This is a genomic window from Acidovorax sp. M2(2025) (genome assembly GCF_049330835.1).
GTDB lineage: Bacteria > Pseudomonadota > Gammaproteobacteria > Burkholderiales > Burkholderiaceae_C > Acidovorax.
This window is the reverse complement of sequence record NZ_CP186262.1, coordinates 1,738,269-1,753,920: the sequence shown is the minus strand read 5'-3', so window position 1 is coordinate 1,753,920 and position 15,652 is coordinate 1,738,269. Positions and strand designations below refer to the sequence as shown.

At 69.7% G+C, this 15,652-nt stretch carries 10 protein-coding genes; 7 read left to right on the top strand and 3 right to left on the bottom strand.

The genetic code is table 11. The features are described 5' to 3' along the window. The first annotated feature begins 156 nt into the window (after positions 1–156). The 4 genes from ACOYR3_RS08015 (at position 157) to ACOYR3_RS08000 (ending at position 5,833) form a co-directional block, all read left to right on the top strand. Complete coding sequence (locus ACOYR3_RS08015) at positions 157–2,991, top strand: molybdopterin-dependent oxidoreductase (protein WP_422845924.1); 2,835 nt, start codon at positions 157–159, stop codon at positions 2,989–2,991. Positions 2,992–3,154: 163 nt separating this feature from the next. Then, the gene (gene ybiB, locus ACOYR3_RS08010; protein WP_422845923.1) at positions 3,155–4,081 is read left to right on the top strand and encodes a DNA-binding protein YbiB; all 927 of its coding nucleotides are present in this window, start codon (positions 3,155–3,157) and stop codon (positions 4,079–4,081) included. Beyond that, positions 4,078–4,941 carry a uroporphyrinogen-III C-methyltransferase gene (gene cobA, locus ACOYR3_RS08005; protein WP_422845922.1) on the top strand — a complete coding sequence of 288 codons (864 nt, stop codon included), beginning with the start codon at positions 4,078–4,080 and terminating at the stop codon, positions 4,939–4,941. The genes ybiB and cobA overlap by 4 nt, the downstream gene beginning before the upstream one ends. A gap of 151 nt (positions 4,942–5,092) precedes the next feature. Further along, positions 5,093–5,833, top strand: coding sequence for a methyl-accepting chemotaxis protein (locus ACOYR3_RS08000; protein ID WP_422845921.1), 741 nt, complete (start codon positions 5,093–5,095; stop codon positions 5,831–5,833). Positions 5,834–5,840: 7 nt separating this feature from the next. Here ACOYR3_RS08000 and ACOYR3_RS07995 read toward each other — a convergent pair whose 3' ends face one another. Continuing rightward, positions 5,841–6,326, bottom strand: coding sequence for an acyl-CoA thioesterase (locus ACOYR3_RS07995; protein ID WP_291486655.1), 486 nt, complete (start codon positions 6,324–6,326; stop codon positions 5,841–5,843). 103 nt (positions 6,327–6,429) lie between these two features. Between ACOYR3_RS07995 and ACOYR3_RS07990 the strand changes: the two genes are divergently transcribed. After that, on the top strand, positions 6,430–7,563 hold the full coding sequence (locus ACOYR3_RS07990; RefSeq protein WP_422845920.1) for a sterol desaturase family protein: 1,134 nt from the start codon (positions 6,430–6,432) through the stop codon (positions 7,561–7,563). 272 nt (positions 7,564–7,835) lie between these two features. Then, entirely contained in the window at positions 7,836–10,064 is a 2,229-nt protein-coding gene (locus ACOYR3_RS07985) for a TonB-dependent siderophore receptor (protein WP_422845919.1), read from the top strand. Between the two features lie 323 nt (positions 10,065–10,387). Here ACOYR3_RS07985 and ACOYR3_RS07980 read toward each other — a convergent pair whose 3' ends face one another. Then, on the bottom strand, positions 10,388–10,885 hold the full coding sequence (locus ACOYR3_RS07980) for a DUF4124 domain-containing protein (protein WP_422845918.1): 498 nt from the start codon (positions 10,883–10,885) through the stop codon (positions 10,388–10,390). Positions 10,886–10,966: 81 nt separating this feature from the next. Between ACOYR3_RS07980 and ACOYR3_RS07975 the strand changes: the two genes are divergently transcribed. Beyond that, a complete protein-coding gene (locus ACOYR3_RS07975) occupies positions 10,967–12,214 on the top strand; it encodes an NAD(P)/FAD-dependent oxidoreductase (protein ID WP_422845917.1) in 1,248 nt (415 codons plus the stop codon). Positions 12,215–12,296: 82 nt separating this feature from the next. On the opposite strand, the gene ACOYR3_RS07970 is transcribed toward ACOYR3_RS07975, so the two are convergent. After that, positions 12,297–15,572, bottom strand: a complete 3,276-nt coding sequence (locus ACOYR3_RS07970) for an EAL domain-containing protein (protein WP_422845916.1) — start codon at positions 15,570–15,572, stop codon at positions 12,297–12,299. Between the last annotated feature and the right edge of the window lie 80 nt (positions 15,573–15,652).

The window sequence follows — 15,652 nt, the reverse complement described above, 5'->3', positions numbered from 1 at the left end:
AGCGCCGCCGGGACATTGCCGTGACCACCGCCCTGCGTTCGCCCAACGGCGCGGCCTGCCTTCCCGGCGGGCAGAGACCAAAGCTCCTAAAACAATAGCTGCTTGCGCTTGTCCCATAAGCGCTATAACCCAAAACAACCCGAACATCACCCCGCCATGCAAGAAACAAAATCCACCTGCCCCTACTGCGGCGTAGGCTGCGGCGTGATCATCGAAAGCACCGGCACAGAGATCACCGGCGTGCGCGGCGACCCCACCCACCCGGCCAACTTCGGCCGCCTGTGCACCAAGGGCTCCACCCTGCACCTCACCGCCACCCAGGCGCTGACGCAGCAGACCCGCCTGCTGCAACCCCTGCACCGCGCCCAGCGCAACGCGCCGGCCCAGCCCTTGCCGTGGGACGCCGCGCTGGACCTGGCCGCCAGCCGCCTGGCCCGCACGGTGCGCGAGCACGGCCCCGACGCCGTGGGCTTCTACGTCAGCGGCCAGCTGCTCACCGAGGACTACTACGTCTTCAACAAGCTGGCCAAGGGCCTGATCGGTACCAACAACATCGACACCAACTCGCGCCTGTGCATGAGCAGCGCCGTGGCCGGCTACAAGCAGACACTGGGCGCGGACGCGCCGCCCGCCTGCTACGACGACGTGAACCACGCGCAGTGCCTGTTCATCGTGGGCAGCAACGCGGCCTGGGCGCACCCCATCCTGTTTCGCCGCATCGAGGACGCGCGCGCCGCCAACCCGGGCATGAAGGTCATCGTGGCCGACCCGCGCCGCACCGACACGGCCGGCATGGCCGACCTGTTCCTGCCCCTGCAGCCGGGCAGCGACGTGATGCTGTTCAACGGCATGCTGCACCTGATGCTGCGGGAGGGCTGGCACGACGCCGCCTACATCGCCGCGCACACCACGGGCTTTGACGAGCTGAAGGCCCTGGTGCGCGACTGCACGCCCGAGCGTGTGGCCGAGGTGTGCGGCATCCCGGTGGCCGACCTGGACACGGCCGCGCGGTGGTTTGCGCAGTCCCCGGCCACGCTCAGCCTCTATTGCCAGGGCCTGAACCAGAGCAGCAGCGGCACGGCCAAGAACGCGTCGCTCATCAACCTGCACCTGGCCACGGGCCAGATCGGCAAGCCCGGCGCCGGCCCCTTCAGCCTGACCGGCCAGCCCAACGCCATGGGCGGGCGCGAGGTGGGCGGCCTGGCCAACCTGCTCAGCGCGCACCGCGACCTGGCCAACCCGCAGCACCGTGCCGAAGTGGCCGCGCTGTGGGGCCTGGCCGACGTGCCCGCCAGGCCCGGCAAGACGGCGGTGGAAATGTTCCAGGCCGCGGCCGATGGCGAAATCAAGGCGCTGTGGATTGCCTGCACCAACCCCGCGCAGAGCCTGCCCGACCAGGCCACCGTGCGCCGCGCCTTGCAGCGCGCCGAGTTCGTGGTGGTGCAAGAGGCCTTTGCCACGGCCGCCACCTGCGCCTACGCCGACCTGCTGCTGCCCGCCACCACGTGGGGCGAAAAAACCGGCACCGTGACCAACAGCGAACGCCGCATCTCGCGCGTGCGCGCCGCCGTGCCCGCCCCCGGCCAGACCCGGCACGACTGGGCCATTGCGGTGCAGCTGGCGCACCGGCTGGAGGCGCATCTGCGCCCCGGTGCGCCCACCCTCTTCCCCTACACCACCGACGAAGCCGATGCGGGCGCGCAAGCCGTGTGGAACGAGCACCGCGAAAGCACCCGCGGACGCGACCTGGACATCACCGGGCTGTCGTGGGAGATGCTGGAATCCCAAGGCCCGCAGCAATGGCCGCTGGCCGAAGGTGCTGCGGCCGGAAAGACCCGGTTGTACGAAGACGGCCTCTTCCCCACCGCCGACGGCCGCGCCCGCTTTGCCGCACACGCGTGGCAGCCTCCAGCGGAACAGCGCGGGTCGCGCTACCCCTTCAGCCTGACCACCGGCCGCCTGCGCGACCAGTGGCACGGCATGACGCGCACCGGCCAGCTGGGCCGCCTGTTCGGCCATGTGGCCGAGCCCAGCGTGCAGCTGCACCCGCAGGACATGGAGCGGCTCGGGCTGAAAAGCGGCGACCTGGTGGATGTGGCGAGCCAGCGCGGCTCCATCGTGGTGCCCGCCCAGCCCGACGCCACAGTGGGCCTTTCGCAGGCTTTCATCGCCATGCACTGGGGCAGCGAATTCCTGAGCGGATGCGCGTCCACCGGCGAGCGGCTGGCGGGCGTGAACGCGCTCACCACATCCGCCTACTGCCCCACATCCAAGCAGCCGGAGCTCAAGCACGCGGCCGTAAAAATCGCCAAGGCCGAGCTGCCCTGGACGCTGCTGGCCATGGCCTGGCTGCCGGCCGACAGCGCCCAGGCCACGCGCGCGGCGCTGTCGGGCCTGATGCGGCAACTCCCCTTCGTCAGCTGCGTGCCCTTCAGCAACAACACGCCGCTGGACGAGCCCGCCCGCGAACGCACGGGCGTGCTGCTGCGCGCCGCCGCGCACGAGGCCCCGCCCGAGGCCACCGTGGAGCGCATCGAAGCCCTGCTGGGCCTGGCCGGCGCCGACACCCTGCGCTATGCCGACCCGAAGCGCGGCCAGCGCCGCGCCGCACGCCTGCTGCGCCGGGCCGATGGCGCCACCACGCTCGAAGGCATCGTGCTGGCCGGCGACACCCGCGCCGCAGGCTGGCTCAAGACCCTGCTGCAGGAAGAGTTGCCCGCCCAAGCCTATGGCCGCCTGCTGCTGGCGCCCGCCGCCCAGGCGCCCGTGGCCGTGCAATCCCGCGGCAAGCCGGTGTGTACGTGCTGGAACGTGACGGACGCCGCCATTACCGCCGAGCTGGCCCGCTGCCACGGCACCAACGCCGACCGGCTGGCGCAGTTGCAGGGCCAATTGCGCTGCGGCACCAACTGCGGATCGTGCCTCCCCGAACTCCAGCGCATGGTGCGGGCCACGGGGCCCCTGGCATCCCAGCCGCAGGCCACCATATAACCAAAAGTTTTCTGAGCTAAAGGAAAATAGCGGACACCCCCCACGTATCAGGATGGGTGCAACAGGGCTCCGGCTAGGCATCTCGGCGCAGACAGTACTTGCGTACGGCAAGCCGGGATAACGACGCTGGAGCCCTGTTTCACCCATCCCGCCAAACAAGACCATGGGCAGCATCAGCCACTACATCAAAGAGATCGGCCGCGGCGCGCGCGGCGCCAAGCCCCTCGCGCGCGAGCAGGCCGCGGACCTGTTCGGCCAGGTGCTGGACGGCACCGTGACCGAGCTGGAGATCGGCGCCTTCTGCCTGGCCATGCGCATCAAGGGCGAGACGGCCGAGGAGATGTGCGGCTTTCTGGACGCCACGCACCAGCGCCTGGCCCTGCTGCCCGCCACCGACCGCCCGCTCATCGTGCTGCCCAGCTACAACGGCGCGCGCAAGCTGCCGGTGCTCACGCCCCTGCTGGCGCTGCTGCTGGCGCGCGAAGGGCTGCCGGTGCTGCTGCACGGCATGCGCACCGAGGCGCGGCGGGTCTTGGCATCCGATGTGCTGCTATCGCTGGATGTGCCTGCGCTGGAAGCTCCTGAAAAGATAGCAAACGGCGCGGTGCGCCACATCCACACCCGGCACCTGCACCCGGGCCTGGCGCGCCTTCTCGCCGTGCGCGAAGTGGTGGGGCTGCGCAACCCGGGGCACAGCGTGGTCAAGCTGATGACCCCGTGCGCAGGGCCGTCGGTGGTGGTCACGGCCTACACGCACCCCGAATATTTCGAGATGCTGCAGACCACCTTCCGCACGCTGGGCATGAACGCCCTGCTCTCGCGCGGGCTGGAGGGCGAGGTGGCCACGGACCCGCGCCGCACGCCGCGCTACGACGGCTTTGTGCACGGCGTGCACGAGGTGCTGGAGGCGCAGCAGCCCGGCACGGCCAGCGAGGTGCCCGGCCTGCCCGCCGAGATCGACATCGCCGCCACGGCCGCCTACACCCGCCGCGTGCTCGCCGGTGAACTGCCCGTGCCCGCGGCCATTGCGCGGCAGGTGGAACATATCTTGCGGATCGCCGATCAGACCACCCTGGAGACCTCCCCATGAGCCGCCGCACCCCGCCCGACAGCCGCCCGACCGCCGCCCAGACGCCCGCCGCCACGGCGCACGCACCGCGGGGCCGCTGCACGCTGGTGGGCGCCGGCCCCGGCGACCCGGACCTGCTGACCCTCAAGGCCCTCAAGGCCATCCAGGCCGCCACCGTGCTGCTGGTGGACGACCTGGTGAGCGACGCCATCGTGGCGCACGCGTCGCCCACGGCCCGCATCGTGTACGTGGGCAAGCGCGGCGGCTGCAAGAGCACGCCCCAGGCCTTCATTGAAAAGCTGATGCTCACCGCCGTGAACGAGGGCGAGACCGTGGTGCGCCTCAAGGGGGGCGACCCCTTCATCTTTGGCCGCGGCGGCGAGGAGGTGGAACACCTGCGCGCCGCTGGCGTGCAGGTGGACGTGGTCAACGGCATCACGGCCGGCCTCGCGGGGCTGACGGCGCTGGGCGCGCCGCTGACCCACCGCGAGCACGCGCACGGCGTGGTCTTCGTCACGGGCCATGCCAAGCCCGGCGATGCCGGCACCGACTGGCGCCAGCTGGCCGCCACGGCGCGCGACGCCAAGCTCACGCTGGTGATCTACATGGGCGTGAGCGGCGCCGGCACGATCGAGCAGGAGCTGCTGACCGGCCTGCCCGCCGACACGCCCGTGGCCATCATCCAGCACGCCACCCTGCCGCACCAGCGGCACGCGGTGGCCACGCTGGGCACGCTGCACGCGACCATCACGCGGGAAGGCCTGGCCAGCCCGTCCGTGATCGTGGTGGGCGACGTGGTGCAGGGCATCCTGGCCGCGACCGCCAGCGCTGGTGCCGACACACGCGCGGACGTGGCGGCGCCGGCCCGGCGCGCAGGCTGAGCGGCCCTCGCTCGCCCGGCACCTCGCTCAGCACCTCGACCGGCCGCCACGCGCCGTGCGGTTTCGCGGACAGACCATCCACCCGGTGCGCGATTGGCCCGGGTATTGCTTGAAGGCAGGGACCCGCAGGCCACCCGCACAAGGACGCACCATGTCAGCCTTTTCCCTTGCCCCCCGCTCCAGCACGCCCCCTGCCCCCGCCCAGCGCCCTGCAGCATCGCTGCCGGCCGTGCCCGGCGCGCCCCGCACCGCGCAGGAAGCGGGTGCCGGCATGTCGCTGGTGAACCTGGCGGCGCGCCAGCGCATGCTGTCGCAGCGCATGGTGCTGCAGACCGTGCTGGCCGCACGCGGCAGCGACCTGCACCTGAAGGCTGCGCGCAGTTCGCTGGCGCTGTTCAAGGACAGCCAGGCCCGGCTGGTGGACACGCCGCGCCAGCTGGACGCGGCCAGTGCGGAATGCATCCGCAACGCCTACCACGGTCCTGCGGGCGTGGCCGCCACCATCGACGCGTTTGCCCAGCGGGCAGAAACCGCCCTGGAACACGCCGAGCGCCAGAGCCCGCGCGTGGACGACGCCGTGGCCCGGCTGGTGGAAGCGACCGACGGCGCGCTGGAGGCGCTGAACGCCGCCACCACCGCATTCGATCAGGTGGGCCGCGCCCAGTCCGAGACGCTGATGAAGGAACTGGCCGGCATCGTCGCGTCCATCCAGACCGTGGCGCGCGAGGCCAAGGTGGTGAGCTTCAACGCGCAGGTCATGGCCGCGCGCGCTGGCGAGCACGGGCGCGAATTCGCGGTGGTGGCCAACGTGCTGTCGGGCATCACCCACGAGATCGACGGGCTGTCGCTCCAGGCGGTCTCGCTGGCGGGGCGCAACCGCAGCGCCGCCTGAGCGGCGCTCAGCCGGTGACTTCGCGCACCTGCGCAAAACGCTCGGCCAGCTCCTTGCGCAGGGCCTTGCGCAACTGCGCGGCCTCCCAGCGGCGCTTCTCGTCGGGGGTGGCGGGCGACAGGGGCGGCACCTTCACGGGCTTGCGCGACTCGTCCACCGCCACCATGGTGAAGAAGCAGCTGTTCACGTGCCGCACCACCTGCGAGCGGATGTCCTCGGCCACCACCTTGATGCCGATCTCCATCGACGAGGAGCCCGTGTAGTTCACGCTGGCCAGAAAGGTCACCAGCTCGCCCACATGGATGGGCTGCAGGAACATCACCTGGTCCACGCTCAGCGTGACCACATAGCAGCCCGAGTACCGGCTGGCGCAGGAATACGCCACCTGGTCAAGCAGCTTCAGGATGGCGCCGCCATGGACGTTGCCCGAAAAGTTGGCCATGTCCGGCGACATGAGCACGGTCATGCTCAGCTGGTGCGAGGGAATGTTCATGCGCCGATTCTAGGATTGCCTGCCGGCCCGCGCCGGCCCTGGGGTTCTCGCTACACTCGCGCCTCGCCGCCGCATCCAGGCCGCGCAACCCGCAGGAGGACCCATGCTCGACATCGACAAGCTCAACGAACTCACCGAAGGCCACGGCGCGCTGCGCACGGGGCGCGGCATGGTGTCGGGCGTCATCGCGCTCACCCTGGCCATCCTGTGCTTCCTGGGCGTGCTGGCCTTCCACTTCCCTGAATACCTCACCACGCCGCAGCTGCGCAAGAGCTACGACGTGTCCGTGATCCGCACCATCATGCTGGCGGCCATGGCCATTGCGGGCGGCATCTCGCTGGTCAACATCCTCTTCAACCGCGCGCGCTGGCTGGCCACGTTTGCGTTTGCCATGGTGGCGCTCACCGCGCTCTTGGGCGGGCACAAGGTGGAGGTGGACCCGAACTTCCCGGACAACACGCCCTACATCGGCCTGGACTGGTTCATCCTGGACCTGCTGGGCAGCTCGCTGATCTTCATCTTCATCGAGAAGCTGTTTGCGCTGCGCAAGGACCAGCCCGTGTTCCGCGCCGAGTGGCAGACCGACTTCCACCACTTCATCGTGAACCACATGGTGGTGGGCTTCGTGCTGCTGGCCACCAACCTGGTGGTGCACAAGTTCTTCGGCTGGGCGGCCAACGACGGCATCCGCGGGTGGGTGCAGGGCCTGAATTTCTGGGTGGCGCTGTTCCTCATCATCCTGGTGGCCGACCTGGTGCAGTACTGGACGCACCGCGCCTACCACGAGGTGCCCCTGCTGTGGCGCCTGCATGCGGTGCACCACAGCGTCAAGAGCATGGACTGGATGGCCGGCTCGCGCCAGCACATCCTGGAGCTGCTCATCACCCGCACGCTGGTGCTGGCGCCCATCTACGTGCTGGGCTTTTCCAAGGAAGTGATCGACGCGTACATCGTGGTCGTGGGCTTCCAGGCCGTGTTCAACCACGCCAACGTGAGCGTGCGCCTGGGGCCGCTGCGCTACGTGCTGGTCACGCCCAACTTCCACCACTGGCACCACAGCCAGGACCAGGAGGCGCTCGACAAGAACTACGCGGCGCACTTCGCCTTCCTGGACTACCTGTTCGGCACGGCCGTGAAGAGCACCAAGCTCTGGCCCGAGCACTACGGCGTGCTGGGCGACTACGTGCCCAACGGGTTTGTGAACCAGTTCAAGTTTCCGTTCACCTGGAAGGGGTGAACGGCTCTCTCAGCCACGGCCGGCCGGCCCAGGCGGGGCGGGCCGCCAGCCATGGCCGAGCCCTGCGCCACCCGCGCGCACCGCGCGCACCTGTTGCAGCGCGGCGACACCGCACCCGCCCGATGATTCCAGGGCTTTGAAATTCTTGTGAATCATTCCTATTTGCATTTACAATTTTTAGCATTCCCCAGCCAGCCGTGCTCCCGTAGGAACGGGTTCCCAGAAAAGCGCTGCAAGCCAGCCCGTCATCGCTTTTCTTCAGGAGTCCTCTCATGTCCGCACCCCGCAGGCCCCTCACCTGTGCGCTTCATCCCGTCGCCGTTGCCGCCGCCCTGTCCGCCAGCCTGGCGGGCGCCGCATGGGCCCAGCAGCCCAGCCCGGCGCCCGCGGCCGTAGCGGCAGAGCCGGCCGACGCTTCAGCGGCCATGCCCCCCGACCAGATCACCCCACCCAAGGCACTCGACAGCGTGACCGTCTCGGGTGCGCGTGAAAGTGCTTCCACCCGGCTGCAGCTGACGGCACGCGAAACGCCGCAGTCCGTCAGCACCGTCACACGCGCGCAGATCGAGCGCCAGTCACTCACCAGCATCGACGCGGTGCTGCGCAACGTGACGGGCGTCGCGGTGAGCTTTTATGACACCCAGCGCCCGCTGTACTACGCGCGGGGCTTTCAGATCACCGATTTCCAGACCGACGGCCTGCCCAGCTACAGCAGCAGCACCAACCAGGAGTTCGACACCGCGCTGTACGAGCGCATCGACATCGTGCGCGGCGCCAACGGCGTCCAGACCGGCGTGGGCGTGCCCTCCGCCACCATCAACATGGTGCGCAAGCGGCCGCAGCGCGAATTCGCGGCCTCGGTGGCGCTCACGGCCGGATCCTGGAACCTGTACCGGGGCGAGCTGGACCTGAACGCGCCGCTCAACAGCGACGGCAGCGTGCGCAGCCGCATCGTGCTGGCGCCGCAGAAGAAGGACAGCTTCCGCGACCGCTACTCCGAGGACAAGACCGCCCTGCTGGCGGCCGTGGAGGCCGATATCGGCCAGTCCACCGTAGTGGCGCTGGGCTACCAGCGCCAGTCCAACGACCCCAAGGCGCCGATCTGGGGCACCATCCCGCGCTTTGCCACCACGGGCGCGCCCATCGACCTGCCGGTCTCCACCAGTTTCTCGCCGCCGTGGACGCGCTGGGAGCGTACCTCCGGCACGCTCTACGCCACGCTGGACCACCAGATCAACGACGACTGGAGCCTGAAGGCCGCGCTGAACCACACCGAAGGCGACACCTTCCGCCTGAGCACCTACGGCTATGGCGCCACCACGTCCAAAGCCCCCTTCATCGACCCCGTCACGGGCGCAGGTGCCACGCTGTATGCGGCCGTGGGCGGCGGCAGTGAAAAGCAGGACACGGTGGACGCCTACCTGTCAGGCAAGTTCGAACTGGGCGGCCGCAAGCACGACCTGGTGGTGGGCATGAGCTCCACCCGCAACGCCACGCGCACCGACGGCTACACCTCGGTGGCGGGCTGGAGCTACGTGATTCCCAACCTCTACACCTGGGACGGCAATGCGCCAGCGCCCACCTATTCCAAGACCGGCGCCTGGCGCACGCAGATCACGCAGCAGACGGGACTGTTTGCCTCGGCGCGCTGGCGCGTGTCCGACCCGCTGGCGGTGCTCACCGGTGTGCGCCTGACCGACTGGCACCGCCACTCCGACACCTACGGCACCACGGGCGCCTATGCGGGCCGCTCGGCCGTGCAGGACGAGAACCGCAAGCTCACGCCCTACGTGGGCGCGGTGTACGACATCACGCCCACGCTGTCGGCCTACGCCAGCTATGCGCGCATCTTCAACCCGCAGAACTACAAGGACCGCAACAACACCCCGCTGTCGCCCGTGGTGGGCAGCAATGCCGAAGCCGGCCTGAAGGCCGAGTTGTTCGAGCGCCGCATCCAGGCGCACTTTGCGGTGTTCCAGACGAAGCAGGACAACTTCGGCGTGCGCGACAGCGCCATCACCACGCCGCTGCCCGACGGCACCCTGCCCTACGTGGCCGTGAACGGCACGAAATCCACAGGTTTCGAGATGGAACTGGCCGGCATGGTCAACCACCGCTGGCGCGTGAGCGCGGGCCTGACACGCGCCAAGGTGACGCGCGCCCCCACCGACCTGATCTACGCCAACTTGCCCGAATACCTGCTGCAGCTGGGTACGGACTACCAGCTCTCGGGCGCACTGGCGCCGCTCTCGGTGGGCGGCAGCCTGACCTGGCAAAGCACCATCGAGGGCTTCAACATTCCCCACCCCAGCGGCACCGTCACGGTGAAGGAATCGCCCACGGCCATCCTGAACCTGCGCGCATCCTGGCAGTTCAATCCCAAGCTCAGCGCCACGCTGGCGGTGAACAATGTCACCAACCAGAAGTACTGGGCCAACCTGGACTACGGCAACTATGCCGACCCGCGCAACGTGAGCGTGACGCTGCGCGCGGCGTTTTAAGAACCTGTTCAAGATCTTTTCGGGGTCGCACAAGCACCTTGCCGGGATGGGATGCAAGGCGCGGTGCGCGGCCAATAGCCCGGCTATTGGCAAGCGCCGCAACGCCGCAGACCGCCCGCAAAGACCGCTGCCCGAAGGGTTGGAGCGAAATCGGGCGGTTGCACGCCCCAGCTGCTTGCATGGGCATGAGCCCATGCGGCGCACCCGGAGCATCCACCCATCCCGATGGCACTCCAATGCGATCCCCGAAAAGATATTGACCAGGTTCTCAGAGCGCCCGCAAACCCGGCCGGCGCGGTACCGCCGGGCCGCTGCACTGCCCGCTACAGCGACCTCAGTTCCGCCTCCAGCGCCTTCAGGCGCTCGCGCAGTTCCTCGGTGCGCGCCTCGCAAGCGGCTTGGTCCTGGCCCGCGGCGGCGGCGCGCTCCTGCGCGAACTGGGTGCCGGAGGCCAGGGTGCTGCGCCGCAGGGGGCCGGCATGGGCCACGGCTTCGGCGGGCTGCGCGGCGCACTCGCGCTGCTGGCGCTCCACCGCGGCACGCGCTTCGGGAACGCCCTGGTTCTGCAGGTAGTACTTGCGCTGCCAGGTCGCGCCGAAGGCGCCTTCCCGGGCGGCCGGGGCCGCGGCGGGCGGCGGAGCCACCGGCGTGGCGCCCTGCATCGCGGGGCGCACGTCGATCGCTTCGCCCTCGCCCGGGCAGGGCGCGTCCTGGAACGCGATCTTGCCGTCGGCATCGGTGCATTTGTTGATGGCCCAGGCAGGGGCCAGCGCGCCCAGCAGCAGGGCGCAAGCGGCACAGCGGATCACGGCGGAGTTCATGCGAAGGTCCTTGGCGGGTGGAGCAGCAGCGCACATGCTACCCCGCCCTGGCAAGCCCGGGGCCTACAATCCGCCGCTCCCATGACCACCCCTTTCTTTGACGCCATCATCCTCGGCGCCGGTGCGGCCGGCCTGTTCTGCGCGGGCCAGGCGGGCCAGCGGGGCCTGAAGGTCTTGCTCATCGACCATGCCGACAAGGTGGCCGAGAAGGTCCGCATCTCGGGCGGCGGGCGCTGCAACTTCACCAACCGCGACCTGGACCCGGCCGCGCCGCACAAGCACTTCGTCGGGCAGAACCCGCAGTTCTGCCGCTCGGCGCTGTCGCGCTACACGCCGGCGGACTTCATTGCGCTGGTGCAAAAGCACGGCATCCCGTTCCACGAGAAGCACAAGGGCCAGCTGTTTGCCGACCGCTCGGCCGAGGACATCATCGCCATGCTGCTGGCCGAGTGCGAGGCCGGGGGCGTCACCCGCTGGCAGCCGTGCAGCGTCAAAAATATAGCCTTCTTGGCCTCTAGCATAGATGCAGCAAGCGCTGGCAGCTATCAAATTGATACTGACCGCGGCCCGGTGCAGGCGCGCTCGCTGGTGGTGGCCACGGGCGGCTTGTCCATCCCCAAGATCGGCGCGACGGATTTTGGCTACCGGCTGGCGCAGCAGTTCAACATCCCGCTGGTCGAGCGCCGCCCGGGCCTGGTGCCGCTGACGTTTGATGGCGCGGGCTGGGCGCCCTATGCGCAGCTCGCAGGCCTGGCCTTGCCCGTGCAGATCAGCACCGGTGCCAAGAAAACGCGCATGGCCTTCGACGAAGACCTGCTCTTCACCCACCGCGGCCTGTCGGGCCCGGCGGTGCTGCAGATTTCGAGCTACTGGCAGGAGGGCACGCCCCTGGCCATCAACCTCGCCCCCAGCGTGGACCTGCCGGCCGCGCTGGCGCAGGGCAAGGCCCGCTCGCGCAAGCTGGTTGCCAACGAACTGGCCACCCTGGTGCCCAGCCGCCTGGCCGATGCCTGGGCGGGCCGCGAAGCCGACTGGCAGCGCCCTATCAACGAGGCTTCGGACAAGGCCCTGGCGCGCCTGGCCGAGCAGCTGGCGCGCTGGGAGCTGACGCCCACGGGCACCGAGGGCTACAAGAAGGCCGAGGTCACCCTGGGCGGCGTGGACACCAAGGCCTTGTCGCAACAGACCATGGAGTGCAAGGCGCAGCCGGGGCTGTACTTCATTGGCGAGGTGGTGGACGTGACGGGCTGGCTGGGGGGCTACAACTTCCAGTGGGCCTGGGCCAGCGCGCATGCGTGTGCGCAGGCGCTGGCGGGTCCACCGGGTTGAACGGGAACTGACCGTTCGGGCTGAGCCCGTCGATGCCTCGCGCGGCGCTTCGACCAGCCCAGCATGAGCGGCCCTGGCTGATTCACCCCAGCAATGGCGCAGGCTGCGTGCCCGCTGCATCCAGCCCTCGCAGCGACACCCCCTGCAGCGCCCGGTGCTGCTGCGCCCAGGCCAGCAGGGCGTCGGGCGGCAGCGGGCGGCTGAAGTGGTAGCCCTGCAGCTCCTCGCAGTCCAGTGCATCCAGCACCTGGGCCGTGGCCAGGTCTTCCACGCCTTCGGCGACGATGCCCAGGCCCAGGGTGCGGCCCAGCGCGATGATGGCGCGGGTGATGGCCATGTCGGCGGGGTTGACCAGCATGTCCCGCACGAAGGACTTGTCCACCTTCAGCCGGTCGATGTCGAAGCGCTTGAGGTAGGCCAGGCTGGAGTAGCCGGTGCCGAAGTCGTCGATGGACAGCTGCACGCCCAGCGACTTGAGCGCGGCCAGTTGCTGCTCGGCCGCATGGGCGTTGTCCATGAGCTGCGATTCGGTGATCTCCAGCTCCAGCCGGTGGGCGGGCATGCCGGTGCGCGCCAGCAGCGCCTCGATGTCGGGCACGAGCTGCGGGTCGGCCATCTGCGCGGCCGAGAGGTTGACGGACACGGCCACGTCGCCCAGCGCCGCACGGTGGGCGGGCGACTGCCATTGCACCCACTGCTCGCACGCCTGGCGCAGCACCCAGCTGCCGATGGCGCGGATCAGGCCGCTTTCTTCGGCGATGGGAATGAACTCGCTGGGCGGGATGCTTCCCAGCACCGGGTTGGTCCAGCGCAGCAGCGCCTCCACGCCCAGCAGGCGGCCGCTGCGGGCCGACAGGCGCGGCTGGTAGTGCAGGCGGAACTCCTCGCGTTCCAGCGCGCGGCGCAGGTGCTGCTCCAGCGACTGGCGGGCCAGGGCGCGCTGGTCGGTCTCGGCGGAGTAAAAGCGTGCCATGTCGCGGCCGGTGGTCTTGGCCTCGTACATGGCGGCATCTGCGCGGCGCATCAATTCATCGATCTCACCGCCGTCCTCGGGGTACACGGCAATGCCCACGCTGCACGACACGTTCAGCTCGTGCCCTTCCACCGGGTGGCTCTGGCGAATGAGCGGGATCAGCCGGCGCTCCACCAGCTGCTGCACGTCCTCGCGGCCGGCCACGTCGCGCATCACCACCACGAACTCGTCCCCGCCCAGGCGGCTCACGGTGTCGCGGCTGCGCACGGCCTGCGTGAGGCGCGCGGCCACCGAGCGCAATAGCCCGTCGCCGATGTGGTGGCCCAGCGTGTCGTTGATGGCCTTGAAGCGATCCAGGTCGATGAAGAGCACGGCCACCTTTTCGCCGGTGATGGGCGCCTGCGCCAGCGCGGCCTGCAGGCGCTGCACGCACAGCGACCGGTTGGGCAGCTCGGTGAGCACGTCGTGGTGCGCCAGGAACTGGATGCGCTCCTCGCTGCGCTTGCGGTCGGTGATGTCGATGGCGATGCCGATGTGGTTGGTGACGGCGCCGCCCTTGCTCTCGCGCACGGCCGACACCATGAGCCAGGCCGGGTAGGTCTCGCCCGAGCGGCGCCGAAAGCGCACCTCGCCCTGCCAAGACTCCTTCTCCTGCATGGTGCGCTGGATCTGCAGGGGCAGCGGCTCGCCGGCCGATTCCTGCAGCAGGAAGCCCAGGTTCTCGCCGATCACTTCATAGAAGTCGTAGTGCGTGCTGCGGCAGAAGGCGCGGTTCACGCTCAGGATCTGCTGCTCGGCGTTCATGATGATGATGCCCTCGGACGAGGCCTCGAACACCTTGGCCCACAGCTCCAGGCGCTGCTCCATCACCTTGAGCACGTTGATGGGCGTGAAGGCCGTGAGCACCGAATCGCGCCCCTGGAACTGCAGCCGCCGCGCCGACAGCACGGCCCACGAGGGTTCGGGGCTGGCCTTCCAGCGCACCTCGAACTCATCCACCGAGCCCTGGTCGGCCAGGCGCTGGAAGAAGCGCGCCCGCACGCCCGGCTCCAGCCCCACGGCCCAGGGGTCGCTCTTGCGCCCGCCCAGCCAGTGGGCGGCGGGCGCGTTGGAATGCAGCACCTCGTGCTCGGGCACCGAGGTGACGACCATGGGGATGGGGAAGGCCTCCACCAGCTCGCGCTGGGCCTCGGCTGCGCGGGCGCTGGCCGCCAGCTCCTGCTGCAGCAGCCGCTCGCGGTCCAGCTGGGCCAGCATGTCGTTGAAGGCGGTGACCAGCCGGCCGATCTCGTCGCGGCTGGCCCACTGCGCGCGCAGGCTGTGGTCGCCACTCTTGCGCACCTCGTCGGCCACGCGCGCCAGGTGCTGCAGCGGCTTGGCGATCTGCCGCGCCACCAGCGTGACGAGCGAAAGGATGCAGCCCAGCAGCACCAGCGCGGTGCCCAGGTGCAGCCACATGCGGGCAAACAGGCTGTCGACGCGCTGGTTCAAGAGACGCTCCAGGTCGGCGATGCCCGCCGTCCACGCGCCGCGCAGTGCGCCCAGCACGGCGGCCTGCTGGGCCAGCAGGGCCTCCTGCGTCAGGCGCGACTCGCCGCCGGCGACGCTCTGCAGCTGCGCCTGAAAGTCGTGCAGCGCGGCCTTGAGCGCCTCGCGCTGCGGGGCCAGCGCGGCACGCATCTCGGGCGTGCCGGCAATGAAGGCCTGGTTGTAGTCCGACTCGATGCCCAGCGCCACCGCGTCCAGCCGCCCGGCCAGCGTGAGCAGCTCATACGACCACTGCGGCCCGCGCGCCGTGGGGGGCGCGCTCAGAAAGCTCACGGTGTCGTGCACGGCCTGCAGCAGCTCGGGGTAGCGCAGCACCACCAGGGACATCACGTAGTAGCTGTCCAGGTCCGGGTCCAGGATCAGGTTGGACTGGTTTCCCACGGTGGTGAGCAGTTCGCGCCCCTCGCGCAGCAGCGCCGTGCGCAGGCGTGCCGCCTCGCCGGGCGCCAGCACCGCCGTGGCCGGGGCGGCCGGGGCTTCGGCCGCGATCAGGCGCTGCAAGGCCTCTTCAAACCGCTGCCCGGGCTCGGCCGTGCGCAACAGCGCGTCGTGCCGTTCGCGCACCTGCTGCAGGCGCTGCAGCACCTGCGGCCCCTCGCCGGACGCCGGCGGCGCGGCCTGGGGCAGAAACTGGTCCATGAAGCCGTCGCGCACCACGGCGGCGTAGGTGGTGCCCACGATCTCCTTGCGGGCGAAATCGATGGCCAGGTACTTCTCGTGGATCAGGATGCCCGAGACGTAGATCACGGCCGTCAGGTCCAGCAGGTAGATGAGCATGAGCTTGCGGCCCACACTGAGCCGGCCGAGCCAGCCCGATACGCGGTGCATGAATGCCATGGTGTGTGTGCCTGCCTTGCTGGCTCTGCTCCTGCCTGCCGTGGTGGGGTGCCGGCCGTGCGGCCGGGCGGTTACAGGAC